The organism is Streptomyces sp. NPDC051662, from assembly GCF_040681655.1.
GTDB lineage: Bacteria > Actinomycetota > Actinomycetes > Streptomycetales > Streptomycetaceae > Streptomyces.
Genome location: NZ_JBFAZD010000003.1, coordinates 210957 through 236616, shown reverse-complemented (window position 1 = coordinate 236616; position 25660 = coordinate 210957). Strand labels below are relative to the sequence as shown.

Below are 25660 nucleotides of genomic sequence, written 5' to 3'. Positions count from 1 at the left end.
CCCTTTCCCACGCTAACCAGCCCGGTCCCGCCGGGCCAGCCGTCGCCGTCCGCGCGGGCGGGGCCCCGCCGGACCTGATGGGACTCCTTGACGAGGTGAGAGCCGTGCATGAACTGTCCATCGCCACCGCCGTGGTCGCCCAGGTGGAGGAAGCCGTCCGTACCAACGGCGGCGGTCGCGTCATCTCGCTGCGGTTGAGGATCGGCGAGCTGGCGGGGGTGGTGCCGGAGGCTCTCCGGTTCTCCTTCGGGCTGGCGAGCGAGGGGACCGTACTCGCCGGGGCCCGGCTGGAGGTGGAGACCGTCCCCGGCCGCGCCCGCTGTGGAGGCTGCGGCCGGGAGAGTGACACCGGCGTGCCGCCGATCCTGTGGTGCGCCGAGTGCGCGCGCCCGCTCGGCGAACTGCTGTCGGGACGGGAGCTGGAGATCGCCGAGGTCGTCCTCACGGATCCCTCGGATGCGCCGAGCCCGGTCAGCGGTGACGATCGGGATACGCCCGAGGAGGCAACCCATGTGCCGAGTGGTTGATCTGCGCCAAGCCGTGCTGGCCAAGAACGATGCCGGCGCCGCGGAGTTGCGTGAGCATCTCGCCGCCCGTGGAACGGCGGAGGTGAATCTGCTGTCCAGTCCCGGCAGCGGTAAGACGGCGCTGCTGGAGCTGCTGCTCGCCCGCGCCGTCGCCGCGGGCGTCAGCGTCGCCGCGGTGACCGCCGATCTGGCCACCGAGAACGACGCGCGGCGGCTCGCCCGCGCCGGGGCGCCGGTCAAGCAGGTGCTCACGGACGGCCTGTGCCATCTGGAGGCCGGGATGCTCCGGGAGCGTCTGGACGGCTGGCTGCCGCGGGACACCCGGGTGCTCTTCGTGGAGAACGTCGGCAACCTGGTCTGTCCCGCCTCCTACGACCTCGGGGAGAGCCTGCGGATCGTACTGGGCTCCGTCACCGAGGGCGAGGACAAGCCGCTCAAGTACCCGACGGCGTTCGGCCTGGCCCATCTCGTGGTCATCACCAAGACGGATATCGCCGAGGCCGTCGAGTTCGACGCGGCGGCGTTCCACCGCAATGTGCGGCAGGTGAACCCGGGCGTGCCGGTGCTGGAGACCTCGGCGCGTACCGGCGCGGGGGTGGACGAACTGCTGGCCCTCATCCTCGGGGTCGCCGACGGGGCTCCCGTACACCGGCCCGTGCTCGCTCATCAGCACGAGCGGTATCTGCACCACCATCACGACGACGAGGACGGCCGGACGCACGACGGACACGAGAACGGGCACGGGCATTCCCACGAACACCCCGCCGCGGCCTCCGTCCCCGTCGCCGGAGCGGCAGACACGCCATGAGCCGACCCGTCACCGACACCGGCACGGGTGCCGACACCGAAGCGGCCGTCGGCACCGACGACGACGCTCCCCGGGGGGCGCGCCACGCCCCCCTCGAACGCCGGCGTGCCGTCGTACGCGGTGTCGTCCAAGGCGTCGGGTTCCGGCCTTTCGTGTACGCGCTCGCCAGTGAACTGGGCCTGACGGGCTGGGTCACGAACAACGCGGACGGTGTGGAGACGGAGGTGGAGGGGGCGAGCACCGATGTCATGGCGTTCTGTGAGCGGCTCGCCACCGACGCTCCCCCGCTGGCCGTCGTCGAATCCGTCCAGCTCCGTACCGTACCGACGGCGGGGGGCAGCGGGTTCGCCATCCGTCCCTCGGCGGGCGGCGGCGGCCGTACCCTCGTCTCCCCCGACATGGCGACCTGTGACGACTGTCTGTCCGAACTGGCGGACCCGGGCGACCGCCGCTACCGCCATCCGTTCATCAGCTGCACCCACTGCGGCCCCCGGTTCACCGTGGTGACCGGACTGCCGTACGACCGGGCGCTGACCACCATGGCCGGCTTCCCGCTCTGCGCCGACTGCGCACGCGAGTACGCGGACCCCGCCGACCGGCGCTTTCACGCCCAGCCGGTGGCCTGCCACGCCTGCGGTCCCCGGCTCACCCTGATCACCCGGGGATCCACCGGCGCGCCGCCGACCGGTGAGGACGCGCTGGCCGGGGCGCGGCGGCTGCTGGCGGCGGGAGCGGTCGTCGCGGTGAAGGGGCTCGGCGGCTATCACCTCGCCTGCGACGCCTCCGATCCCGCCGCCGTTCAGACGCTGCGCACACGCAAGAACCGCGGCGCGAAGCCGTTCGCGGTGATGGCCGGCTCGCTGGAGACGGTGGAGCGTCTCGTCTTCACGAGCCCGCTGGAGCGCGATCTGCTGCTCGGCCGGCGCCGACCCGTCGTCCTGCTGCGGCGCCGTGACGGGTCGGGGACCGGCTCGCGCGGCACGGCCAGGACCGGGTCACGGTCCTGGTCGCTCGTCACGGACGGTGTCGCGCCCGGCAGTCCCGATCTCGGGGTGCTGATGCCCTACACGCCCGTGCACCATCTGCTGCTGGGCCTGCCCGGCGATCCGGCGGGCCCGCCCGTGCTCGTGATGACCAGCGGAAACCGCTCCGGCGAGCCCATCGTCACCGATGACGAGGAGGCGCTGATCCGGCTGGACGGTCTCGCCGACGCCTGGCTGACGCATGACCGGCCGGTGCGGGTGCCGTGCGACGACTCGGTGGTTCGGGTCTGCGCGCGCCAGGAGCTTCCCGTGCGGCGCTCCCGCGGCTACGCCCCGCTGCCGGTCGCCCTGCCCGTCCCGGTGGAACCGGCACTCGCGGTCGGCGGGGACCTGAAGAACACCTTCTGTGTCGCGGAGGGCCGGTACGCGTGGCTGTCCGCCCATGTCGGTGACATGGACGACCTGGCGACACTGACCGCCTTCGAGAGCGCGGTGGAACAGCTCTCGGAGCTGGCGTCGGTCACCCCTCGGGTGCTCGTCGCGGACCGGCATCCCGGCTACCGCTCGGGCCAGTGGGCGGAGCGTCACGCGGAGGGCCGCCCGGTGCGCCGTGTCCAGCACCATCACGCGCATGTGGCGTCCACGATGGCCGAACACGGTCTGGACGGCTCGGCGCCGGTGATCGGTGTCGCCTTCGACGGCACCGGCTACGGCGACGACGGCGCCGTGTGGGGCGGCGAGGTGCTGATCGCGGACTACGACGGCTTCCGGCGGTTCGCGCATCTGGCGTATGTGCCGCTGCCCGGCGGCGACGCGGCCGTACGCAACCCCTACCGCATGGCGCTCTCCCATCTGCGGGCCGCGGGTCTGCCGTGGTCCGAGGAACTTCCGTGTGTCGCCGCGTGCCCGCCCGCCGAACGGCGGCTGCTGGAGCGTCAGCTCGACCGGGGCATCAGCTGTGTGCCCACCTCCAGCATGGGGCGGCTGTTCGACGCCGTCGCGTCGCTCGCCGGGGTGTGCCACCGCGTGGAGTACGAGGCGCAGGCGGCCATGGAGCTGGAGCACGCGGCGCTGACGGCGGCCGGGGACATACGGTCCTTCGGCTACCGGTTCGGGCTGCCCGCGGCCCCGAGGTCAGGGGACGCGCCGCTGGTGGCCGATCCGGCGCCGGTACTGGCCGCCGCCGCCGAGGACCTGCGGGCGGGCGCGGACGCGAGCACGGTGGCCGCCCGGTTCCACGGCGCGGTCGTCTCGCTGGCGCACGAGGTGTGCCGGGCGGCCCGTGACCGTACGGGCGTGACCACCGTCGCGCTGACCGGCGGGGTGTTCTGCAACGCCCTGCTGACCAGCGGCTGTGCGCAGCGGCTGGAGCGCGACGGATTCACCGTGCTGCGGCACCGCACGGTGCCACCGAACGACGGCGGGCTGGCGCTGGGCCAGTTGATGGTCGCCGCCCGGACGACGAGCTGAGCCACCGGCCGGGGTTCCGGCCGGACTACCCGTTGACCACCGTTTGACGTGAAGGAGGAGCGATGTGCCTTGCCGTGCCCGGCAGAGTACTGGAGATCGAGGAGCGCGAAGGAACCCGGATGGCCCAGGTCGACTTCGGCGGCGTCGTCAAGGACGTCTGTCTGGAGTATGTGCCGGAGATGAAGGTCGGTGACTACGCGATCGTCCATGTCGGCTTCGCGCTCCAGCGGCTCGACGAGGAATCCGCGCGGCAGACACTGCGGCTCTTCGAGAATCTGGGCGTTCTGGAGGAGGAGTTCGGCGACCCCTGGGGACGGGCCGCGCGGGAGGCGGGGGCCGAGCGTCCCGCCGGGACCCCGCCGTCCCCCGGGTCGCCGCAGGCCGGGCCCGCGAACCCCGGTCCCCTCAGTCCGCGGCCCTGAACCCCCGAGCCCAGAACCCCCGAGCCCTGAGTCCCGAGCCTGAGTCCTTTAGGAAGAGACCATCAGATGAAGTATCTCGACGAATTCAGCGATCCCGAACTGGCCCGGCGCCTCTTCGACGACATCCACGCCACCACCACCCGGCCCTGGGCCCTGATGGAGGTCTGCGGCGGCCAGACCCACTCGATCATCCGCCATGGCATCGATCAGTTGCTCCCCGAAGCCATCGAACTCATCCACGGCCCGGGCTGCCCGGTCTGTGTGACCCCCCTGGACGTCATCGACAAGGCGCTGGAGATCGCCTCCCGCCCCGATGTGATCTTCTGTTCGTTCGGCGACATGCTGCGAGTGCCAGGCAGCGGCCGTGATCTGTTCAAGGTCAAGAGCGAAGGCGGGGACGTACGGGTCGTGTACTCCCCGCTCGACGCGCTCAGGATCGCCCAGCGGAATCCGGACCGTCAGGTGGTCTTCTTCGGGATCGGGTTCGAGACCACGGCCCCGCCCAACGCCATGACGGTCTACCAGGCCAAGAAGCTCGGCGTCGCGAACTTCAGCCTGCTGGTCTCGCATGTCCGTGTCCCCCCGGCGATCGACGCCATCATGAACTCGCCCGACTGCCGGGTGCAGGCGTTTCTCGCGGCCGGGCACGTCTGCACGGTGATGGGTCTCGGTGAGTACCCCGAACTCGCCGAGCGGCACCGCGTCCCCATCGTCGTCACCGGCTTCGAGCCGCTGGACATCCTGGAGGGCATCCGGCGCGCCGTACGCCAGTTGGAGGCCGGCGAACACACCGTCGAGAACGCCTACCCGCGCGCGGTCCAGGCGGAGGGCAGCCCGGCCGCGCGGGCCATGCTGGCCGATGTCTTCGAGGTCACCGACCGGGCCTGGCGCGGTATCGGGATGATCCCGGCCAGCGGCTGGCGGCTGTCCCCCGCGTACCGGCAGTACGACGCGGAGTACCGCTTCTCGGTGACGGAGATGCATACGGAGGAGTCCACGGAGTGCCGCAGCGGTGAGGTGCTTCAGGGGCTGATCAAGCCGCATGAGTGCGAGGCGTTCGGTACGACCTGTACCCCGCGCAATCCGCTCGGCGCGACGATGGTGTCGAGCGAGGGCGCCTGCGCCGCGTACTACCTGTACCGCAGGCTGGCGGCACCGGACGTGGCGGGCACCGCCGCCGGTACGCGCGAAGAGGTGACTTCCCTTGGCTGAGACGACCGGGCTCCGGGTGAGCGAGGCGGACACCGTCCTGCCCGAAGCGCCGCCCGCCACCGCCGACTTCTCCGGCTGGACCTGCCCCGCCCCGCTCCGTGACCACGCGAAGGTCGTCATGGGACACGGCGGCGGTGGACAGCTCTCCGCCGAACTCGTCGAGCATCTCTTCGCGCCGGCGTTCGGCGGTGATGTCCTCGCGGAGCTGGGCGATGCCGCGACCGTCACCCTCGGCGGAGCACATCTCGCCTTCTCCACCGACTCGTATGTGGTGCGTCCGCTGTTCTTCCCGGGCGGCAGCATCGGCGATCTCGCGGTCAACGGGACGGTCAACGACCTGGCCATGATGGGCGCCATGCCCGCCTATCTGTCCTGCGGGTTCATTCTGGAGGAGGGCGTCGAACTCGCCACGGTCGGCCGGGTGGCCGAGGCCCTCGGAGCAGCAGCCAGGGCCGCGGGGGTGGTCATCGCCACGGGCGACACCAAGGTCGTGGACGCCGGACACGGCGACGGCATCTTCATCAACACGGCGGGCATCGGACTGATCCCCGACGGGATCGACATCCGTCCACGGCGTGCCGCGCCCGGCGATGTGGTCATCGTCAGCGGTCCGCTCGGTGAGCACGGCGTGGCCATCATGAGCGTCCGGGAGGGTCTGGAGTTCGGGGTGGAGATCGTGAGCGACACGGCGCCGCTCGCCTCGCTCGTCCAGGCCATGCTGAACGTCTGCCGCGATCTGCACGTACTGCGGGATCCGACCCGCGGCGGGCTCGCGACCTCGCTCAACGAGATCGCGTCGGCGGCGGGCGTGGGCATCACCCTGCGGGAACAGGCGCTTCCGGTGCCGGACTCCGTCGCCAACGCCTGTGCTTTCCTGGGCCTCGATCCGCTGTATGTCGCCAATGAGGGCAAGCTCGTGGCGTTCGTACCGCCCGCCCACGCCGACGAGGTGCTGGCGGCGATGCGGGCGCATCCGCGGGGCCGTGGGGCGGTGGCGATCGGCACGTGCACGACGGACCACCCCGGCATGGTCGTGGTGAGCACCGGTCTGGGCGGCACCCGGGTGGTGGACACGCCGTTGGGCGAGCAACTCCCCCGTATCTGCTGACGCGCGCCGCGGCCCGGACACGGCGGGACCGGGCAGCGGCGCGTGCGCCGGCCGTCGGACGGCCGTCAGAACTCCTCGTGGTGCTCCGGGTCGCCGCCGAGCCTGCGATGCGGACCGGCCGAGATCCTGGCCAGTTCACCGGCCGTCAGCTCGAACCCGAAGATATCCAGATTCTCCCGCTGACGGCCGGGGTCGGCGGACTTCGGGATGGGCACGGCGCCGAGCTGGGTGTGCCAGCGCAGCACCACCTGCGCCGGGGTGACGCCGTGCTCCTCGGCGATCGCCACGGTCTCCGGATCCTTCAGCAGCCGGCTGCCCCGCCCGAGCGGACTCCAGCTCTCGGTACGGATCCCCTTGGCCGCGTGCGCGGCGCGCAGTTCCTCCTGGGGAAGGGCGGGATGCATCTCGATCTGGTTGACGGAGGGCAGGACGCCGGTCTCCGCCTCCAGGCGCTCGATATGTTCCGGAGTGAAGTTGGAGACCCCGATGGACCGGACGAGCCCGTCCTCCCGGAGCTTGATCATGGCCCGCCAGGAATCGACATACTTGTCCACGCGCGGCAGCGGCCAGTGGATGAGATAGAGATCCACGTAGTCGAGGCCGAGCTTGGCGCGGGACTCCTCGAAGGACGCGAGGGTCTCCTCGTAACCGTGGTGCCGGCCCGGCAGCTTGGTGGTGACGACGATGTCCTCGCGCGGCACCCCGGCGCGCGCGACACCCCGTCCGGTGCCGGTCTCGTTGCGGTAGTTCAGCGCGGTGTCGATCAGCCGGTAGCCGAGTGCCAGCGCGCCGGCGACGGCCTTCTCGCTCTCGTCGTCATCGAGCGGATAGGTGCCGAGGCCGACGGCGGGCAGGGCGGTGCCGTCATTGAGCGTGTGCACCGGGGTACTGGTCACGTATCTCTCGCCTTCCCTCACGGGTACGGGTCCGCCCAGCCTATGGGGCGTCCGGGCGCCGGGCCCGGCGGGCCTGGGCCGGCCGGTGAGGCGGAGCGGGTCCCTGCGGCGGAGGAGTCCGCTCACGCGGTCGCCGCGAACGCGTTGACCCCGGTCAGCTCGGCCGAGAGCCGCCACAGGCGTTTCGCCTGCTCGGGGTCGGTCGCGTAGGCGCGTACGCCACCGGGCACCGAGACATCCTCCGAGGCGGGCCCGGCGATGTCGCAGTCCTCGCAGTACACGCCGCCCGCGCCCGCCAGCTGGGGCGAGGTCGCCGCCCACACCTGGGTCGCCGCGCCCTGCTCCACCGTCTTGAACACCGGGTTCACCGCGTTTCCCGCCTCGTCGATCCAGCCGGCGGCGACCATTTCCGCCTTGGGGAGATGGCGCTGCAACGGGGTGAGGATGCCGCCGGGGTGCACCGAGAACGCCCGTACACCGGAGTCGCGGCCGAGCGCGTCGAGTTCCAGGGCGAACAGCGCGTTGGCGGTCTTCGCCTGGCCGTAGGCCTGCCACTTGTCGTAGTCGTGCGCGAACCACATGTCGTCCCAGCGGATGGGCGAGTTGCGGTGGGCGGACGAGGAGAGGGAGATGACCCGGGCCCCGCCGGGCGCGATCGCCGGCCACAGCCTGTTCACCAGCGCGAAGTGGCCGAGGTGGTTGGTCGCGAACTGCGCCTCCCAGCCGGGGCCGACCCGGGTCTCCGGGCAGGCCATGACCGCCGCGTTGTTGATGACGATGTCGATCGAGCGGTCCGAGGCGAGGAAACGCTCGGCGAACCGGCGGACGCTGTCGAGATCAGCGAGGTCGAGTTCGTCGACCTCGACACCGTCGATGCCGTCGAGCGCCTCCTCGGCGGTCTCGCGTCGCCTGGCGGGCACCACGACATGGGCTCCGGCACCGGTGAGGGCGCGTGTGGTCGCCAGGCCGAGACCCGAGTATCCGCCGGTGACGACGGCGAGTTCGCCGCTGAGATCGATACCGCGGAGCACGTCCTGTGTGGTGCTGTGGGCTCCGAAACCGGATCCGATCGTGTGTTGTGGGGTTGTCATGGCTGAAGGCTACGAATTGGAGCGCACTCGAAGTCAAGGGCACCGACCGGGCCTCGCAAGGTTCACCCCGGCGACGGGTTTGTCCGGGAAGTCGGCGATGCCGGGATGCCCCGGCGGACCGTAGGCGCACCCTCAGGGGTACCGCTTCCCCGTGCTGCTGAGCGACAGTCGAATCCACCAGCGGGCCGCGGGGCGCGAACCGCCCACGATCGGGTCAGCGATGCGTGGCCGGGCCGGGTCAACTGCTAGGCAGGGACGTTCTTGTCCGTTCCGTAGCTCTGGAGTGACCCATGCCCATCGATGCCGTTCTCGCCCAGGAGCAGGACTCGCCCATGGCCCCTCCGCTGATCCCGGAGCAGCCGGCCGAGGAGGGCGGTCCTGACGGCCCGGTCGAGGAACGCGACCTGACGTTCGACGGCTTCCGCTACACCTGCCGCATCGTCGATCACGGCACCGCGCTGACCGAGCCCGTTCTCGTGCTGGGCGGCTCGTCCCAGGACCGCCACTCCTGGGTACGGCACGAGAAGTGGCTCGCTCCACTGGGGCAGGTGATCACCGTGGATCTGCCGGGGTACGGTACGGCCGACTTCCTGCCCGCGCACTACGGTGTCGACTTCCTCGCCGCCACCATCCGGCATCTGCTCACCGAACTCGACGTACCGCGCGTCAATCTGGTCGCCGCCTGCTACGGCGGCGCGGTCGGTCTGCGCTTCGCCCAGCACTACCCGGGGATGCTGGCCCGGCTGCTGCTGGTCGGGATGACCACTCGGATCCCGGCGGACTACGCGGCGGCGATGGAGCGCTGGTCCGTCATGATCGACCGTGGTGAGACGGAGACCATCGCCCGTGAGCTGGCCGACCGTTTCATGTCACCGCCCGGCACGGGACGGGTACGCAAGCACGCCGCCGTGTCCCGGCTGGTGTACCAGCAGATCGCCGGGCAGGATCCCGAGCAGCTGAAGAAGTCCGCGGAGCACAACACCCGGCTGATGCGGCACGAGTGGTACCGGCCGGAACCGGTACCCGCTGTGCCGAGCCTGGTGGTGACCGGTGAGCACGACACGCTGTGCACGCCCGCCATGGGGCGTGAGGTGGCCGCACAGCTTCCCGAGGCGCGGTTCCTGACCATCGACGAGACCGACCATCTGGCTCCGGTGGAGCGGATCGCGGACTTCGCCGACCTCATGGTGCGGTTCTGCACCGACCGGCCGCTCGACGAACTGCCGTATGCCAGCAAGCCGGAGGCACTGGGCACGGCTGTCGGAGCCGCCGGAACCGCTGGAGCCGCTGAAGCCGCGGGAGCCGCCGGTCGCCGGGAGAGCGCCACGTCCTGAGCGCGCTACCACCGACATCCGGGGACGGACGTCCGGGTGTGGCGGCGCGGGTGGATCCGCCCCTCAGCGGGAGAGGGGCCGCTGGTCCGTCGCGTCGGCGATGCCCACATCGAGGAGCGCGACCTTGTTCGTACCGAGATAGGTCAGCCGGTCCTTGTCGAAGACCCAGACGACGTCGTCGCCGTCCGTGTGGAAGGCGAGGCCGATGCCGTACCGTCCCGCGGCGTCGATGGCGCCCTGCCTGACGACGACCCCGGGGATCCTGGCGGTCGCCCGGTACAGCGCCGCGTTCAGCTCGGGTCGGAGGGTCGACTGCGGGAGCATCTCGGCGATGGCCTCGAAGACCGCCTGGCCATGGGCCGGGCCCTGGCCCTCGGTGTCCTTCTCGATCTTCTCCAGCAGGGCGCCCGGGTCGGTGGGAAGGGCCTCCAGCTCACGGTACGTGGTCATGGTGGAGTCCTTGTCGAGCACCGTCTTCCCGTCGGGGCGCCGGGAGTCCAGCGAAGGGCTTCCCGGTTCGAACACCTGCCGGGCGAGACCGTTCCGCGCGCCGTCCACCGCGGTCCACTCCTCACGGACGAAGACGTCCGTGCCCTCGTCCGACACCGGCCACGAGCCCTTGATCTTCGTATAGACGTACTGCTCGTCGCGTACCGTCCTGGCCGGACGCTCGGCGGCCACCAGAGCGATACGGTCCAGCAGCCGCACCGCTTCGTGGTGGTCGGCCGCGGAGCCGCGGAACACGCCCGTGAGGCCCGTCACCGCGGCCACGGCCGCGACGAGCAGAGTGGGGGCGGCCACGAGAGCGGTCAGCCGACGCCGACCGGGACGGACCGGTCGTACGGGTGAGGGCGCGGACACGGATTCCCGGGTGATCTGTCGCAGAAAACGCTGCTTGAGGAAACGCTGCCGCTCGGAGGAGAGGTCTTCGCATGGTGGCGCAGGGGGGACCGGAACCGATTCCTCATGCCAGGCGCGGGACCGCCATCGTGAGAAGAAGCTCATCGGTTTCCCTCCTGTGCCGACGCGACCGCGGAAGTGCGGCTCGCTATGAACTGTCCGCGGGAGGGCAAGCGTTGCGTATCTTCTCTGACACTTTCGCCTTTGCTGTTCCGGGCTCTGCCGTACTGGGCTCCGCTGTCTCTGGCTCCGCCGCCATTCCGGGCTCTGCTGCGGCGCAGTTCCGCTTCGGTGAGTTGCCGGAGCCGCCCGCGGGCGCGGGAGAGCCGGGAGCGTACGGTGCCGACGGCCACCCCGAGGGCCTTGGCGACGGCCGCGTGGTCGAGCCCTTCCCAGACGCACAGGGTGAACACCTCCCGCTCCGCACGCCGGAGCCCGCCCAACGCCACCCGGGCGGCGGCCAGTTCCTCGGAGTCGGCCAGCCGGGCGGCCAGACCTTCCGCGAAGTCCGGTACGGCTTCCGGTTCCGGGAGCCGGGCGAGCGCGAGATCGTGACGTCTGGCTGTGCGCACGCTGTTGCGCAGGACGTTGGTGGCGATTCCCAGCAGCCAGGGACGCAGACTCTCCCCCTCCGCGTGCACCCTTTCCCGCAGCCTCCACGCCTCCAGAAAGGTCAGCGACACGACGTCCTCAGCGGTGGCCCAGTCACCGGTTACGCGCATGGCATAGCGATAGACGATTCGGGCGTAATCTTCGAATAGCCGCCCGAATTCGGCCGGGTCGCCGGCGCGTATACGGGCGCGGGGCGAATGGTTCACATCTGTCTCTGTCCGATTCCGGTCCTGCGTTGCCATGATTCATGCCATACGCACATACGGTCGTTTTCGGGCAGAGCGGATGTCGGCCAGTTGAACAGTGAACGTCAAGAGAGTGACGCCCCGCGAGGGCCGGAAAACGGAGATAACTCCGCGCTCCGGCCGCCCACGGGGAACGCCCGGGAAATCGTCTAGGGCCGGACAAGCCCTAGTGCGGTGGAAGCGGCACGGGCGTGGCGAAGGCGCCGTTGTGGTGCACCAGCGCCGGCCCCTCGCCATGGCCGCCGCCCGACTCGACCTCGCCGACCACGAGGACATGGTCGCCAACGCGCTGACGCAGCGTCACCCGAGCGCTGAGCCAGGCCGGAACGCCCTCCAGCAGCGGCAGCCCGTCATGGTCCGCCGTCCAGGGGACCCCGGCGAACCGGTCGATGCCACTGCGCGCGAACTGCCGGGCGAGCGTGGTGTTCTCGGTGCCCAGCACATGGACGGCGAAGCGGTCGGCGCTCTGTACGGCGGCGAGCGTGGAGGCCGTGAGGCCGAGGCAGAAGGAGACCAGCGCCGGTTCCAGCGAGACCGAGGTGAACGAGGTCGCGGTGAAACCGGCCGGCCCCGGGACCGTGATCACGGTGACCCCGGCCGCGTGCCGCCGCAGGGTGCGTCGGAGTATCTCGTCACCGGCGATGAGCCCGAGGGCAGGGGAAGTTGGGTTCACCGAGGAGGTGGCGGCGAGGGGCTCGGTGGCTGCGGTGCGTTCTGCGGACATGGTCATGCCGCTTCCCTTCATCCGTATGGTCACAGGTCACCCGTCTCGGCGGTGAGGATCGGGCGCGGCCCCGGGTGTGGTGGACGCGACCGGCGAGGCAGCGGCGGTGGCCCGGCGGTGGGCGAGTTCCTGACGGACGAGCGGGATCAGCTCGCGCCCGTAGTCGACGGCGTCGTCCAGCGGGTCGTACCCACGGATGAGCAACGTGGTCGCACCGATGTCGACATAGTCGAGCAGCGCACGCGCGACGGTCTCCGGGGTGCCGACGAGGGCGGTGGTGTTGCCCCCCGCTCCCGTGGCGGTGGCTGTCGGCGTCCACAGCGCGCGGTCGTGGAGGTCACCCTTGGCCGCGGCGGCGAGCAGCCGCTGCGAACCGACGTTGGCCGGGCCGTGCTGCCCCTGGTGATGGCGCGCCTGGTCGAAGAAGGGGCGTCCGGCACCGGACTTGATGGTGTCCAGGATGCGGTGTGCCCGCTCCCAGGCCAGTTCCTCGGTCGCGCCGAGAATCGGGCGGAAGGACACACTGATGCCGGGGGGTGTGGTGCGCCCGGCGGCGACGGCCGCCGCGCGCACGGACGCGATCTGCTCGGCGGTCTCCGCGAGCGGCTCACCCCACAGCGCGAAGGTGTCGGCGTGCCTGCCGCCCACCCGGTAGGCGGCCTCGGAGGAGCCGCCGAAGTAGAGCGGGATGCCCGCAGGGTGGCAGGGCAGGACCTCGGACCCGTACTCCTCGAAGCGGTAGTGACGCCCCTCGTGGCTGAAGGGTTCGGCCGACGACCAGGCCCGGCGCAGGATGGACAGATACTCGTCGGTGCGGTCGTAGCGCTCCTCCTTGTCCAGGTAGTCGCCGTCCCTGCGCTGCTCGGTGTCGTTGCCACCGGTGATGGTGTGTACGGCGACGCGTCCACCGCTGAACTGGTCGAGCGTGGCGAAGGAACGGGCCGCGAGCGTCGGCGCGATGAAGCCGGGGCGGTGGGCGACGAGCAGGCCGAGGCGTTCGGTCCTGGCGGCGACATACGCGGCGACCTGCGCGCCGTCGGGCCTGCTTGAGCTGTAACCGATGAGGATCCGGTCGAAGCCGGCGTCCTCGTGGGCGCGGGCGAACCGGGCCGTGTAGTCACGGTCGATGACGGGCCCGCTGGGCGGCCTGGTCTCGGAGGCGTCCTGGGTCCCGATCATGCCGATGAACTCGACGCCGTGAGGGGTCCGGCCGTTCGATGCGGCGGGGACCACAGGAGCGGGGACCTCCACAGGGGCGGCAGAGGCCCCAGCAGCGGCGGAGGCCTCGGGGGCGGACGGTGCGGTCGGATCCGGCATGGGGTCAGTCGCCTTTCGGTGCGGACCGGCGGTCGAGCGCACGGGCGAGCGCCGCGCGGCCGGTGGTGAGCAGTACGGAGTCGTCCTGCGGTGTGTGCACCCGCGCGCACAGCACGTCGCGGTAGTGCCGCTGGAGCGGGTTGGCCCGGGTGAGGCCGTGATTGCCGGTGAGGGCGACGGCCTGTTCGACGGCCGTGATGGCGGCGCGGGTGCCGAGCACCTTGATGGCCCCGGCCTGCTCCGCGGCCCCCTGGTCGCCGTCGTCGATCCGCCCGGCCACCGCGTCGACCAGTGTGTTCGCCCCCAGAAGCGCGGTCTCGATCTCGCCGACTGCGCTCTGGAACCTGGGCAGTGTGGCGAGCGGCGCGCCGAGCGCGGTCGGGACCCGGTCGTGCAGAAAGCGGGTGAGCCAGTCCCTGGCCGCGCCCGCGACGCCCAGATAGAGGGCGGTCAGTCCGAGGGCGTTCCAGGCACCGGTCGCCACGTCGGGCCGGGCGCCCGGGATGTCGCCGGGTTCGTCGAGCGCGATGACATCGTCGACCGGTACGGGTACGGAGTCGAGGACGACATCGTCGCTGCGGCTGGCACGCAGTCCGACATGGTCCCAGGTCGGTTCGACGGTCAGCCCCGGGCTGCCGGCGCGCACGATGAAGGTCCCGACGCGTACGGGGTCCTCGTCCGTCCGCGCGAAGACCAGCATCCGGCTGAGCCCGACGGCGCCGGTGGAGTAGATCTTGCGTCCGGTCAGCAGCCAGTCACCGCCCTCGCGCCGGGCGGTGGTGGCGGGGAGTCCGCCACGTATCGGGCTGCCCAACTCCGCTTCCACTCGCAGGGAGTTGACCAGGGCCGGTCCGGTGGCCGCCTCGTCGAGAAGCGCGGCGTACGCGTCGGGCGGCCAGTTCGGGGTACGGGCCTGGGCGGCGTGCGTGAACAGCGTCATGGCGGTCACCAGCGCGACGGCCGGGTCACCGGCCCCGAGCGCGCGCAGGACGCGGACGGTGTCGGCGAGTCCGGCCCCGGGGCCGCCGTGCCGGGCCGCCACGGTGGCGGTGAGCAGCCCGGCCTCCCGCGCGAGAACGAACCCCTCGGCCGGGAAGGAGGCGTCGCGGTCGTGCTCGGCCGCACGGGAGGCGAGTGCGGTGGTGAGGGCGGGGAGCCGGCCGAGATCCAGGGGCGGCAGCACGCGAACTCGATGGTCATGGGGTGGTTCTCCGTCCACGGGGGTGGCTCTCCTTCCATCGGATGGCTCTCCTGCGTTCGTTCAGCCGAGCAGGGCTCGCCAGCCGTCGGCGTGGTGGCAGGCGACGGAGTGGGACCGCCCGGCCTCCATGACGGCGGCGGGACGCGGCTCGTCCCGGCACTCCGTTCCCGCGAAGCGGCAGCGTGGCGCGAAGACACAGCCCTCATCGTCCGGCCATGGCTCGCGGTCGGGCGCGGGTCTCAACTGGCTGAACAGCAGCCGGTGTTCACGGCGTACGCTCGGCGCGGAGGCGGTGAGCAGCGCGGTGTACGGATGCCGGGGACGCTCAAGTACCGCACTGATGGGGCCCTGTTCCACGAGGCGTCCGCGAAAGAGGACGGCGACCCGGTCCGCGATCCCGGCCAGCGAGCTGAGGTCGTGGGAGATGACGACGACGGCGAGGCCCAGTTCACGGCGGAGCCGGTCGAGCAGGCTGAGTACGAGATTGCGGTTGGAGGCGTCCAGCGCGCTGACCGGCTCGTCGCTGAGCAGCAGACGCGGCCGGGTGACGAGGGCGCGGGCGAGCGAGACCCGTTGCCGCTGACCGCCGGAGAGCTGCCCGGGGATACGCGATCCCAGTGCCTCGGCGTCCAGCCCCACCAGGGCCAGCGCCTCGTCGGCACGCTCGGCGCGCTCCCGGCGGCTGAGCGCGCCGATGGCGGCGAGTGGCTCAGCCACTGTCCGGCGTACCGTCAGCTCCGGGTCCTGGGAGCGGAGCGGGTCCTGGAACATGAACTGCGCCTGCCCGGTGCGCCGGAACTCCCGCAGCTCACGGCGGGTGAACCGGACCAGATCCGTCCCCTCGAAGCTGATGGAGCCCGCTTCGGGCCGCACCAGTCCGACCGTGGCACGGGCCAGGGTGGTCTTGCCCGAGCCGGTCTCGCCGATGATCCCGAGGATCTCGCCCGTACGTACGGTGAGATCGACGCCGGACAGCACCCGGGTGGTGCCGGCGCGCCGCAGCGAGGTGGCCCGGCGGCCGTACGACACGGTCAGTCCGCTGATCTCCAGCAGCGGGGCTCCATCCGGGGGTGACACGGCCGGTTCTCCCTTCCGCTGGGTGAGGTCCCGGCCCAGGACGGTGGTCATAGGGAGGCTCCTTCCGACACCGGGTCGGGTGTGGTCGCGGAAGCGGTGGCGGACGCGGAAACGGCCGCGTCCGCATCCGCCTCCGTATCCGCGGGAGATCCGGCGCCCCCGGGGCGCGTGGGCGGCGCCTCGTCCAGCAGTCCGGCGGGGCGCAGGCAGCGCGCCCCGCGTCCGTCGTCCAGCGCGTGCCGGGCGACGGGCCCCTCGGTGCACCGGGCGGTGGCGTGGGCGCAGCGGTCGGCGAACCGGCAGCCGGGCAGTACGGCGCCGGTCTCCGGCGGCCGGCCGGGGATGATGTCCAGCTCACGGCGTCCCCACGCGCCGATCGACGCGACCCGCAGCAGCGCCTCGGTGTACGGATGCGCGGGCGCGGCGAGCACGTCGGCGGTCGGACCGTCCTCGACGATCTCGCCCGCGTACATCACGAGGACGCGGTCGCAGCTCTCGGCCACCACGGCCAGGTCATGGGTGACAAGGAGCAGGGCGAGGCCCTGTTCGGCCCGCAGGCGCTGGAGGAGTTCGAGGATCTCCGCCTGGATGACCACATCGAGGGCGGTGGTGGCCTCGTCCGCGATGAGGAGTTCGGGTGCGCAGGACACGGCGACGGCGATCAGGACGCGCTGGAGCATCCCGCCGGACAGCTCGTGCGGATACTGCTGGAAGACCTCCTCGGGGCGGTGCAGTCCCACAGCCGCGAACAGCTCGACGGCTCGGATGCGCGCGTCCGTACGGGAGAGCCCGTCTCCCACTCGCAGCTGCTCCGCGAGCTGGCGCCCCACGGTGAGCGAGGGATTGAGATACGAGGCGGGGTCCTGGAACACGGCGCCGATCCGGCTGCCGCGTACCGCGTTCCACTGCTTACGGGTGAACGCGGTGAGATCGGCGGCCGGCTCGGTGCCGGTGGCGCCAAGCGTGATACGGCCGCCCGACACCGCGCATCCGGCGGGCAGCACACCGAGGGCGGACCGGCAGGTCAGGCTCTTCCCGCTGCCGGACTCCCCCACCAGCCCGACGGCTTCGCCGCGCGCGAGCGTGAAGGACACGTCCCGGACGGCGTGCGCTCCGCCGGAGACAGTGACATCGAGACCGTCGACGGTCAGTACGGGGTCGACCGGTCCTGACACCGCGACGGGCGTGGTGTCGTGGTCAGCCAGTGGTGACACGCTGCTCGACCTCCTCTGATGGGCCGTGGCCGGTACGGGGGGCGGGGTCCGACGGGGAAGCGACGGGTTCGGCCGACTCCTCTTCCGCTTCCGGTACGTGGTCCGGGATCGCGACCGGGGCCGGAGCCGCCGTCCCGAGGGACGGGGCCGGAGCCGCGGTCCCGGCCGACGGGGCCCGGGCCGGTACCCGTGGATCGCCGGCCGCCGTGCCGCTGTCGCGTACCGCGTCCGCGAGAATGTCGAGGGCGCCGACCGTGATCATGATCGCGGCGCCCGGGATCAGCGGCGCCCATGGCTGCTGCGCCAGATAGCCCAGGTCGGAGGCGAGCATCCCGCCCCAGGTCGGCGCGGGCGGCTGGACGCCCAGCCCCAGGAAGGTCAGGGACGCGACCACCAGCAGCGCCTGTCCGACCGCCTGCGCCGTCGTGACCGCCACCGTCGGCAGGATCTTGCCCCAGACGTGGGTGCGCAGGATCCACCAGCGGGACGCGCCCATCAGCTCCGCCGCCTCGACGTACTGAGCCTGCTTCAGACCCAGCGCCGCCGCACGCGTCACCCGGAAGTACAGCGGGGCGAAGAGCACGCCCAGCGCCAGCATCGCCTGGTGCATACCGTTGCCCAGCGCGCCCACCACCGCGATCGCGAAGACCGTGAACGGCATGATCATCAAGGTGTCCGCGGCCCGCTGCGCCGTCCATTCGACGGTCCTGCCGAGCCATACGGAGGCGATCCCGGGCACGATTCCGAGCAGCATCGCTGCCCCGACGGCCTCCAGGGCGCCCACGATCGAGCTTCCCGTGCCCGCCAGCAGCCTGCTGAGGACATCACGCCCCAGATAGTCGGTCCCGAGCGGATGCGCGGCACTGGGCCCGTGCAGCATGTCCACCGGGTGCTGGGCCAGCGGATCGTGCGGCGCGAGGGCGCCGCCCGCGACCGCCAGCAGCCCGACGAGAGCCAGCACGGCCAGCGAGATCCGGGCCGAGGGCAGCCGCCAGGTGCGGCGAAGGGTCCTCATGACGCCCCGCTTTCCCCGGCGGCGCCACGGCCGCCGCCGGACTGCCCGCGGGCCGCCGGATTGAGCGCGGTGAGCGCGGCGTTGACGCCGATGTTGGCGACGAGCACGACAGCGACGGTCACCAGTAGCGTCCCCTGGATGACGGGGATGTCGTGCTGCTCGGCGGACTGGAGCGACAGTTGGGCGATCCCCGGCAGATTGAAGATCTTCTCGGTGACCACCGCGCCGCCCAGGATCACGGGCACGCTCACCCCGAGAACGGAGAGCGCGGGTCCCGCCGCGTTGCGCAGCACATGGCCGAACAGCACGCGCCGCGCCGAGAAGCCACGCATCTCGGCGCCGGTCACATAGTTCTCGCGCAGGGCCCCGACGAGCGAGGTGCGCAGTTGCCGTGCGATGGACGCGGCGGCGTCCAGGCTGAGGGCGAACGCGGGGAGGATCGCGTACCGCAGCCACTCCCCCGGGCTCTGTCCGAGCGGTACGTACCCGCCGGTGGGCAGCGCGCCGAGCTGCACCGCGAGGACGACGATCAGCACGATGCCGATGAGGAAGGGCGGCAGTGTGGCGAGGACCGAGCAGACGAGCGTGACGGCCCGGTCGATCCGTCCGCCGCTGTTCAGCGCGGCGGCGATGCCGGCCCCGCCGCCGATCAGTACGGCGAGCAGCAGGGCCAGCCCCGCGATGGACAGATCCACCGGCAGCGCCTGCGCGACGCTGTCCGCGACGGGGACGCCGGTGAACCATGAGACGCCGAGATCGCCGGAGAGCGCGTGGCCGAGCCAGCTCAGATACTGCGCGTACAGCGGCCGGTCCAGGCCGAACTGCGCCTCCATCCGGGCGATATCCGCCTCAGTCGCCTGGTCGCCCAGGACGGCGGCGGCCGGGTTGGCGTCGGACAGAGCGCCGAGGGCGAAGGTGAGGAGCGAGGCCAGTACGAAGACCGTGGCGGTGGTGACGAGCAGCCGGCCGAGCGGCCTGGGCGCCCCGGCGAGCCGTCGGCGTACGGCACCCCCGCGCGCGAGGCGCCCGCTGCGTGACGGCCCCGCCAGTACGGGCGCGGTCATGAGACGGTGACCCCCTCGAACCGCTGGACGACGGTGTACGCGGGGATCTCGGAGACCTTGGGATTGCGCGCCAGGATGCGCGGGGTGGTGTAGAGGAAGACGTTCGGCATGGTGCGTACGGCGATCCCGGTGGCCTTCTGGAGAACGGCCGGATAGTCGGGCGCGTCCAGCGGTGTGCGGCGGACCTCGTCGAGTGCCTTCTCCAGCTCGGGCGAGATGGTGCGGCCCGGGTTCATCAGCCCCTCCTTGCCGAACAGCACCTGGAAGCCCTGGGTGGCGGACTCGCGCCCGGCGAACTGGTCGACGTAGAGCGCCTTGCTCCGCTGGACGTAGACGAGTTGGGTGGCGCGGGCGGCCGGGATGGTCTCGATCGTGGCGGTGATGCCGACCTTCTTCAGCTGAGCCTGGATCAGTTCCGGTACGCCCTCGGCGTTCTGGGCGGACAGCGTGATCCTCAGCCCGTCGGCGTGGCCCGCCTTCGCCAGCAGTTCCCTCGCCTTCTGGGGGTCGTACGGGAAGAGCTCGTCCAGGGCGTCGTCATGGCCCGCGTAGCCCTTGGGGAACGGCTGACGGGTGGCGTCGCCGTGCCCGAAGGACGCGGTCCTGACCAGTTCCTCGCGGTCGATGGCGTACTTCAGCGCGAGGGCCACATCGGGGTCGGTGTAGGGCTCCTTGCCGATATGGACATCGAGAACGGCCACCACCATGGAGGGGATGACCTGGACCTCCAGGCCCGCGGCCTTGGCCGCCTCCACCTGACTGCCGGGTATCTGCGCCACGTTGTACTGCCCCGAGGTGAGAGCGGCGACCACCGTCGACGGCTCGGGGAGCGGATAGAGCTCAAAGTTCTCGATCTTGACGCGGGCGGCGTCCCAGTAGTCCGGGTTGCGGCGCAGCACGGCCTTCGAGTTCTGTACGTACGAGACCAGGGTGTACGGCCCCGAGCCGGCCGGCTTCGTGGCGAGGCTCGCGGCGTCGCTCTCGAAGACCTTCGGGTTGACGATCATGCCGGTCTTCCCGGCGAGGAGCAGCGGTATCTGGAAGTCGGGCTCGGTGAGCCGCAGTTCGACGGTGCGGGCGTCGACTGCCGTGATCCGCTCGATTCCGACGAGCTGCGAGGCGACCAGCGACTTCTCGTAGTCCCGGCCGCGTTCGAGGCTCTTCTTGACGGCGGTGGCGTCGATCGGCGTGCCGTCGCTGAACTTCTGTCCCGGGCGGAGGGCGAAGGTGACGACGGTTCCCTCGGGGTTGTACTTCCATGAGGTGGCCAGGGCGGGGACGGCGTTTCCGGCCTGGTCGAGTGTGGTGAGCCCCGAGTAGACGAGCGAGAGGGAGTGCACATCCCAGCCGGCGGAGGAGGTGACCGGATCCCAGGAAGTCGTCAGGTTCCAGCCCCATTTGAGGGTGGAACCCTGAGCGCCGGCGGATGAGGTGGTCCCGCCTCCGCAGGCGGTGAGGGCGAGTGCGGCGCCCGCGCCGAGCGAGAGTCCGAGGAACGACCGACGTCCGAGGCCGGAGCCGAAGCCGGGGCCGGAACCGGACGGCGGAGCGGACAGCGGTGCGGTGGCCGGGCGGTCCGCGCCGGCGGTGGTGGATGGGGTGCGGAGGATCGGCATGGATGCGCCACCTTTCTGGGCCGTGCCGGTGTACTCGGGTACGCGGGCGGGGCCGCGGGACGTCCGGGCGGAGGCCCCGGCGAAACGGGAGAGGAGCGGGCGGGTAACGGGGCGGGACCGCGGCGGACAGGGACGTACCGAAGCCGGGCTGCCGCACAACAGGCCCTGAAATCAAGGGAGTTGCTCGGAGCGCGCGGGCAAGGAGTCGCGGTGGCGCACGAGCGCCGACGCCGTGATCCGCCACGGCGTTGAGGCGGGTACGGCGACTCGGGAGAGTCCGTTCTCGGAGCGGAACGCCGCCCGCCGAGCGCGGGACGAGGGAGTCCCGGAGGGGGAGAGACGGGGGGTACCGCGGAGGAAACCGGCGTACATCCCGGTTCATCGGGCGCTCGCGCCGTCCGGGTTACCCGGGAGGGCGCCGCCGGGGACCGGGGCAGGGCCGGGGTGCCGAGGGCCTCAAAAGGCCGGCCTCGACGGGTCGGATCAGCGACAGAGGGCGCTGGAGGTACGCAGGTAATCCACGTAGCGGCAGACCACGGCAGGATGCATCGAACGCATGCCCCGTATCCTCACGGTCCCGCGACACCCTGTCAATGGACACCTCCAGGTGTCTCATTGTCCGAGACCTCGGCGACCTGCGCTTTCACCGCGAAGGACGACTGCTCACGGGCGCGCGCCTCGTCCGGATGCAGCCACAGCGGGCCATGCCCGGTGTCGACGCGCACGGCCTCCGCGGGAGCCGCCGACTCCTCGGTGAGCAGGGCGAGTTCAGGCCCCGTCAGACTGCGCCAGCGCTCCAGCGCGGCCACGGCGGGAAGGCGTACGGGGGTGATGGGCAGCCGGTCCCCGGCCGCCGTACGAGCGGCTTCGAGATAGGTCTCCAGGGGCCGCCATCCCGGTACGCACACCCGGCCGCCGGGACCGTCGAACAGCAGCGTCGGTAGCGCGTAACGGCGGTGGTCCCCGACCTCCTTGGCCCGGCCGGGATGCGGTCCGGGTCCGTCGAGGTCGAGCACGCCGGGGATCGGCCGCCGGGTCTCGGCCCAGTCGGCGCGTACCGCGTCCCGGGTCTCCCGGGCGGCCAGTTCGCGCATCAACCGGTCACTGTCCAGGCCCGGGACTCCCCCTACGACACCACGGACTCCGTCCGGAGTGTCGGCGGGCGCGCCCAGGACGAACGTGCTCTCCCGCAGCCGGCGCAGAACCCGCTCGGCTACCTCGGGCCCCTGGGACCCGGCCGCCTTGGCGGCGAGCGAGGCGGGCAGACTGGACCGGGTCAACCGGCGCAGCCGCGGCGCGTAAGGCGCGTCCGTGCAGGCCGTGACCTCGCGGATGAACCGCTCGTACCAGCGGGCCTCGGCGGCCGGATCGGGCGCCGGATCGTCGTCCTCGTCGAAGAGGATGCCGAAGACCGGCCGCCAGTGGGCGCGCGATCCGAGCGTGAGTCTCAGCAGCCGGAACACGGGCTCGGAACCCCAGGCCCAGGGGCAGGCCGGGTCGGTGAACTCGGTGACCGAGAGCGGCGGCCGGTCCGCACCAGGAGTCGTACGGATCTCGTCAGGAGCCATGCGGGGCGCCTCCGGCGTCTCGCGGATCACACCATCCGGGGTCATGCGGAGGCGGATACGGCCGGGGATACGGACGCGGATACGGCCGGGGAGACCTCACGCGCCGGACCGGCCTCGCTCCTCGGCTCCCGACCCGCGCCGTCCGACCGCGCCCCCTTCGTGGCGAGTTCGGCGATGGTCATCCGCCCGAGCACCGCCTGCGCGGCGGCCTCCACGGCGCGCCACAGATCCGGCAGCCCCTGGGCGGCGCCCGGGTAGGTCAGTGTGTCGGGACGCGCGCCGCGCAGGGTGAGGAACTCCCCGTCCACCGCCGTCATGACCTCGGCGACACTGATCGCGGCCGGGTCGCGGCCTATCCAGTAGCCCCCTTCACAGCCCCGCTGGCTGCGGACCAGACCGGCCTGCCGCAGATCGCGGAAGACCGATTTGAGGAAGCGGAACGGGATGTCCTGGGAGGAGGCGATGCCCTCACAGGTGAGGGGCCGTCCGGTGTCGGCGGCGAGTTCGACGAGCGACCTCACCGCGTAGTCCGCCTTCGCCGAGATCTGCATGTGCACCTTCTCCCGAGGGGGTTCCTTGCCTGCCCGATTATCCGCTGAGGCACCGGCCGGAAACCGGGAACGGCCAGCTCGGCGGTAATGGACACATCTTGACATCCATTCGCCGCGCTCTCTACGGTCGGCGCCGGGACCACACCCGCGGCCCGCGGCACCGAAGAGCAGGATCTCCATGGCCTCGCACACCGAGCACGACGCGTTCCATCCCGACCTTCCGGACCAGGACCACGACGACGACGGTACGGCGCGGAGCGCGCTGCCCCTGCGCGCGCGGCTGCATCACATCCGGGCCGACGCGCTCGACGGCGATACCGCGCAGACAGGTGGCATGCGGCGCTTCGCCGCGATCAGCGGATCCACCGTCGGCTCGGAGCGCATCTGGATGGGCCAGACGCATGTGGCGCCCGACACCGCCTCCTCCAACCACCACCATGGCGCCTCCGAGACGGCGATCCATGTGGTGAAGGGGCACCCGGAGTTCGTGTTCCTGGACGACTCCAGCGGTACCCCGGAGGAGATCCGGATCCGCACCTCACCCGGCGACTACATCTTCGTACCGCCGTACGTCCCGCATCGCGAGGAGAACCCCAGCCCGGACGACGAGGCCGTGGTGGTGATCGCCCGCAGCACGCAGGAGGCGATCGTGGTCAACCTGCCCGAGCTCTACGTCCTGGGCCACGGCCCGGACGCGAGCTGACGCACAAGCTGACGCACGACCCGGGAACGGCCCACGCTCCGGAAACGGGGCGGCCGGTCCGCGCCCCGGCCTCCCGCCACTCCTACAAGGTGAGTTCGCGAACGGTCGCCATATCGCTGAACGGCAGCAGTCGGTCACCGACGATCTGATACGGCTCGCTGCCCTTTCCCGCGATCAGGACGATGTCGTCGGGACCGGCGTCCGCCAGGGCGAAGGCGATGGCCCGGCGCCGGTCGGCGAGCCGCTCGAACCGGGTGCCGGTGGCCAGGAGGCCCGGGGTGATCTGGTCCATGATCGTCCCGGGGTCCTCGTAGCGCGGATTGTCCGACGTGAGCACGCACAGATCGGAGTGGGTTCCGGCGATCTCCCCCATCCGCGCGCGCTTGGTGATGTCGCGGTCGCCGCCGCAGCCGAAGACGGTGACGATCCGGCCGTTGGCGAAGTCGCGGATGGTGGTGAGCACCTTCTCCAGCGAGTCGGGCGAGTGTGCGTAGTCGACGATGACCGATGTGCCCGACGGGGCCTCGAAGCGCTCGAACCGTCCGGGGATCGGCGGCATCCGGTCGAGCGCGCCGACCAGGCCGTCCAGATCGTGCCCCAGCAGTTGGCAGGCGGCCACGGCGGCAAGGGCGTTGGCCACCGAGAAGCGGCCCGGTACGGGGATCGCCACCGGGTACTTGCGCCCCTCGTGATGCAGCGTGAACCGCGTGCCGAACGCGTTCACGGTGAGATCGGTCGCCCGGAAGTCCGCCTCGGCGTCGAGCGCGTAGGTCGTGACGGCCCCGGGCATCAGCGCACCGACCGCGGCGCCGATCGGATCGTCCACGTTGATCACGGCGCGTCGGCAAAGCCCTTGAAACAGCCGGAGTTTGGCGTCCCGGTAGTTCTCCATGGTGCCGTGGTCGTCCAGATGATCCTGCGTCAGGTTGGTGAAGATCCCGACGTCGGTGTGGGCATGGTCCACCCGGTGGGTCAGCAGGCCCATGGAGGTGGCCTCCAGGACCACGGTGCCGACCCCGCGGTCGCGCATGCGCCCCAGCAGATACTGCAGGTCAGGCGCCTCGGGGGTGGTGAGCACCGACCTCGGCATGGGGATCGGTTCATCGCCGATCCGGCTGCCCGCGGTCCCGATGACCCCGACCGTCGCGCCCTCGGCGAGCCGCAGCACGGACTCGACCATGTACGACACAGAGGTCTTGCCGTTGGTACCGGTGACGGCCACCACGTCCATGGCCCGTCCGGGCTCCCCGTAGTAGCGGGAGGCGACGAGGGACGCGGTGCTCCGGGTGTCCCGCACCCGCGCCACACATACCTCCGTGTCCGCCCACACCGCTGCCGGCGGCTCCGGTGCCCCCGCGTCGAGCAGGACCGCCGCGGCGCCGCGCGCGAGGGCCTGGCCCACGGACTCCGGGCCGCCCTCACGGTGACCGGGAACCGCGATGAACAGCGAACCCGGCGAGACCCGGTGCGCGTCGAAACACGTGCCCTCGGTGATCTCCGTCTCCGGATCGCCCCGCAGGATTTCGTGGTCGTGCCCGGCGAGCAGTGCGCTCAACTTCACAGGGGTCCTCTCGAAGATGCGACGTGCCAGGTCTCCGGCGGTCGCCGGGTGGGCGCCGACGGCACGCCGTGGCGTCGCGGAAGGGGTGCGTAGGGGACGTGCGCGCTCTCACGAGCAGGAGGGGGAACAGGCCCGGAGGAACGGGCCGAGTGGAAGCGGCCTACCGGAGAACCGGAACGAGCGGGACCACGAGAACGGTCCGCGGCACTGGTCCGGGGAATTGGTCCGGGGAAAGGGGAAGGCGAAAGCTCACTAGCCGTGGCCGTGCAGGGCGCGGCAGCCGGCCTCCGGCGCGGACAGCGGGCCCGGCCCCGCGATCACGGCGGCGGCCGAGCACAGCGCGCAGGGAGCCTGTCGCAGGCACTCCCTTACGGCACGTGTACAACCCATGCGTGGAGTGTACGGCCGAAGGAACACCCCCCGCTCCCGCCCCGCCGCCGG

24 protein-coding genes are annotated in these 25660 nt (G+C 71.5%); 8 read left to right on the top strand and 16 right to left on the bottom strand.

Annotated features, from left to right (window positions below; genetic code table 11):
- The first annotated feature begins 104 nt into the window (after nucleotides 1-104).
- The 6 genes from AB0M67_RS06570 (at nucleotide 105) to hypE (ending at nucleotide 6530) form a co-directional block, all read left to right on the top strand.
- Nucleotides 105-527, top strand: a complete 423-nt coding sequence (locus AB0M67_RS06570; RefSeq protein ID WP_365743297.1) for a hydrogenase maturation nickel metallochaperone HypA — start codon at nucleotides 105-107, stop codon at nucleotides 525-527.
- Complete coding sequence (hypB, locus tag AB0M67_RS06565) at nucleotides 511-1335, top strand: hydrogenase nickel incorporation protein HypB (protein WP_365743295.1); 825 nt, start codon at nucleotides 511-513, stop codon at nucleotides 1333-1335. Before AB0M67_RS06570 ends, hypB begins: the two co-directional genes overlap by 17 nt.
- Nucleotides 1332-3788 carry a carbamoyltransferase HypF gene (gene hypF / locus AB0M67_RS06560; RefSeq protein ID WP_365743293.1) on the top strand — a complete coding sequence of 819 codons (2457 nt, stop codon included), beginning with the start codon at nucleotides 1332-1334 and terminating at the stop codon, nucleotides 3786-3788. Before hypB ends, hypF begins: the two co-directional genes overlap by 4 nt.
- Nucleotides 3789-3850: 62 nt before the next feature.
- Nucleotides 3851-4210, top strand: coding sequence for a HypC/HybG/HupF family hydrogenase formation chaperone (locus tag AB0M67_RS06555; RefSeq protein WP_365743291.1), 360 nt, complete (start codon nucleotides 3851-3853; stop codon nucleotides 4208-4210).
- 66 nt (nucleotides 4211-4276) lie between these two features.
- Nucleotides 4277-5422, top strand: a complete 1146-nt coding sequence (gene hypD / locus AB0M67_RS06550) for a hydrogenase formation protein HypD (RefSeq protein ID WP_365743289.1) — start codon at nucleotides 4277-4279, stop codon at nucleotides 5420-5422.
- A 118-nt stretch (nucleotides 5423-5540) separates the two neighbouring features.
- Nucleotides 5541-6530, top strand: a complete 990-nt coding sequence (gene hypE / locus AB0M67_RS06545) for a hydrogenase expression/formation protein HypE (RefSeq protein ID WP_365743712.1) — start codon at nucleotides 5541-5543, stop codon at nucleotides 6528-6530.
- Nucleotides 6531-6595: 65 nt separating this feature from the next.
- Here hypE and AB0M67_RS06540 read toward each other — a convergent pair whose 3' ends face one another.
- Complete coding sequence (locus tag AB0M67_RS06540; protein ID WP_365743288.1) at nucleotides 6596-7426, bottom strand: aldo/keto reductase; 831 nt, start codon at nucleotides 7424-7426, stop codon at nucleotides 6596-6598.
- Between the two features lie 122 nt (nucleotides 7427-7548).
- Nucleotides 7549-8517 carry an SDR family NAD(P)-dependent oxidoreductase gene (locus AB0M67_RS06535; RefSeq protein ID WP_365743286.1) on the bottom strand — a complete coding sequence of 323 codons (969 nt, stop codon included), beginning with the start codon at nucleotides 8515-8517 and terminating at the stop codon, nucleotides 7549-7551.
- 290 nt (nucleotides 8518-8807) lie between these two features.
- On the opposite strand from AB0M67_RS06535, the gene AB0M67_RS06530 reads away from it, so the two are divergent.
- Nucleotides 8808-9851 (top strand): alpha/beta hydrolase, encoded by a 1044-nt coding sequence (locus AB0M67_RS06530; protein WP_365743284.1) that lies wholly within the window; start codon nucleotides 8808-8810, stop codon nucleotides 9849-9851.
- A 63-nt stretch (nucleotides 9852-9914) separates the two neighbouring features.
- Here AB0M67_RS06530 and AB0M67_RS06525 read toward each other — a convergent pair whose 3' ends face one another.
- From AB0M67_RS06525 to AB0M67_RS06470, 12 genes are all read right to left on the bottom strand, one after another.
- Nucleotides 9915-10856, bottom strand: a complete 942-nt coding sequence (locus AB0M67_RS06525; RefSeq protein ID WP_365743283.1) for a CU044_5270 family protein — start codon at nucleotides 10854-10856, stop codon at nucleotides 9915-9917.
- Entirely contained in the window at nucleotides 10853-11569 is a 717-nt protein-coding gene (locus AB0M67_RS06520) for an RNA polymerase sigma factor (RefSeq protein ID WP_365743281.1), read from the bottom strand. The genes AB0M67_RS06525 and AB0M67_RS06520 overlap by 4 nt, the downstream gene beginning before the upstream one ends.
- Before the next feature lie 205 nt (nucleotides 11570-11774).
- Entirely contained in the window at nucleotides 11775-12338 is a 564-nt protein-coding gene (locus AB0M67_RS06515; protein WP_365743279.1) for a flavin reductase family protein, read from the bottom strand.
- 30 nt (nucleotides 12339-12368) lie between these two features.
- Nucleotides 12369-13511, bottom strand: a complete 1143-nt coding sequence (locus AB0M67_RS06510; RefSeq protein ID WP_365743277.1) for an LLM class flavin-dependent oxidoreductase — start codon at nucleotides 13509-13511, stop codon at nucleotides 12369-12371.
- A 142-nt stretch (nucleotides 13512-13653) separates the two neighbouring features.
- Nucleotides 13654-14868: an acyl-CoA dehydrogenase family protein gene (locus tag AB0M67_RS06505; protein WP_365743275.1), complete on the bottom strand. Its 1215-nt coding sequence runs from the start codon at nucleotides 14866-14868 to the stop codon at nucleotides 13654-13656.
- A 42-nt stretch (nucleotides 14869-14910) separates the two neighbouring features.
- The gene (locus AB0M67_RS06500) at nucleotides 14911-15978 is read right to left on the bottom strand and encodes an ABC transporter ATP-binding protein (RefSeq protein WP_365743273.1); all 1068 of its coding nucleotides are present in this window, start codon (nucleotides 15976-15978) and stop codon (nucleotides 14911-14913) included.
- A complete protein-coding gene (locus tag AB0M67_RS06495; RefSeq protein ID WP_365743710.1) occupies nucleotides 15975-17132 on the bottom strand; it encodes an ABC transporter ATP-binding protein in 1158 nt (385 codons plus the stop codon). Before AB0M67_RS06495 ends, AB0M67_RS06500 begins: the two co-directional genes overlap by 4 nt.
- Nucleotides 17125-18156, bottom strand: coding sequence for an ABC transporter permease subunit (locus AB0M67_RS06490; RefSeq protein WP_365743271.1), 1032 nt, complete (start codon nucleotides 18154-18156; stop codon nucleotides 17125-17127). The genes AB0M67_RS06495 and AB0M67_RS06490 overlap by 8 nt, the downstream gene beginning before the upstream one ends.
- Nucleotides 18153-19220 (bottom strand): ABC transporter permease, encoded by a 1068-nt coding sequence (locus AB0M67_RS06485; protein WP_365743269.1) that lies wholly within the window; start codon nucleotides 19218-19220, stop codon nucleotides 18153-18155. The genes AB0M67_RS06490 and AB0M67_RS06485 overlap by 4 nt, the downstream gene beginning before the upstream one ends.
- Entirely contained in the window at nucleotides 19217-20836 is a 1620-nt protein-coding gene (locus AB0M67_RS06480) for an ABC transporter substrate-binding protein (RefSeq protein WP_365743267.1), read from the bottom strand. The genes AB0M67_RS06485 and AB0M67_RS06480 overlap by 4 nt, the downstream gene beginning before the upstream one ends.
- 590 nt (nucleotides 20837-21426) lie before the next feature.
- Complete coding sequence (locus tag AB0M67_RS06475) at nucleotides 21427-22449, bottom strand: DsbA family protein (RefSeq protein WP_365743265.1); 1023 nt, start codon at nucleotides 22447-22449, stop codon at nucleotides 21427-21429.
- A complete protein-coding gene (locus AB0M67_RS06470) occupies nucleotides 22446-22955 on the bottom strand; it encodes an Rrf2 family transcriptional regulator (RefSeq protein WP_365743263.1) in 510 nt (169 codons plus the stop codon). Before AB0M67_RS06470 ends, AB0M67_RS06475 begins: the two co-directional genes overlap by 4 nt.
- 178 nt (nucleotides 22956-23133) lie before the next feature.
- Here AB0M67_RS06470 and AB0M67_RS06465 point away from each other — a divergent pair, with 178 nt between their 5' ends.
- Nucleotides 23134-23658, top strand: coding sequence for a cupin domain-containing protein (locus AB0M67_RS06465; protein ID WP_365743261.1), 525 nt, complete (start codon nucleotides 23134-23136; stop codon nucleotides 23656-23658).
- Nucleotides 23659-23740: 82 nt separating this feature from the next.
- On the opposite strand, the gene AB0M67_RS06460 is transcribed toward AB0M67_RS06465, so the two are convergent.
- Together AB0M67_RS06460 and AB0M67_RS06455 are read right to left on the bottom strand one after the other, a co-directional pair.
- Nucleotides 23741-25219, bottom strand: a complete 1479-nt coding sequence (locus tag AB0M67_RS06460) for a UDP-N-acetylmuramoyl-L-alanyl-D-glutamate--2,6-diaminopimelate ligase (protein WP_365743260.1) — start codon at nucleotides 25217-25219, stop codon at nucleotides 23741-23743.
- Between the two features lie 252 nt (nucleotides 25220-25471).
- The gene (locus tag AB0M67_RS06455; RefSeq protein ID WP_365743258.1) at nucleotides 25472-25609 is read right to left on the bottom strand and encodes a hypothetical protein; all 138 of its coding nucleotides are present in this window, start codon (nucleotides 25607-25609) and stop codon (nucleotides 25472-25474) included.
- Between the last annotated feature and the right edge of the window lie 51 nt (nucleotides 25610-25660).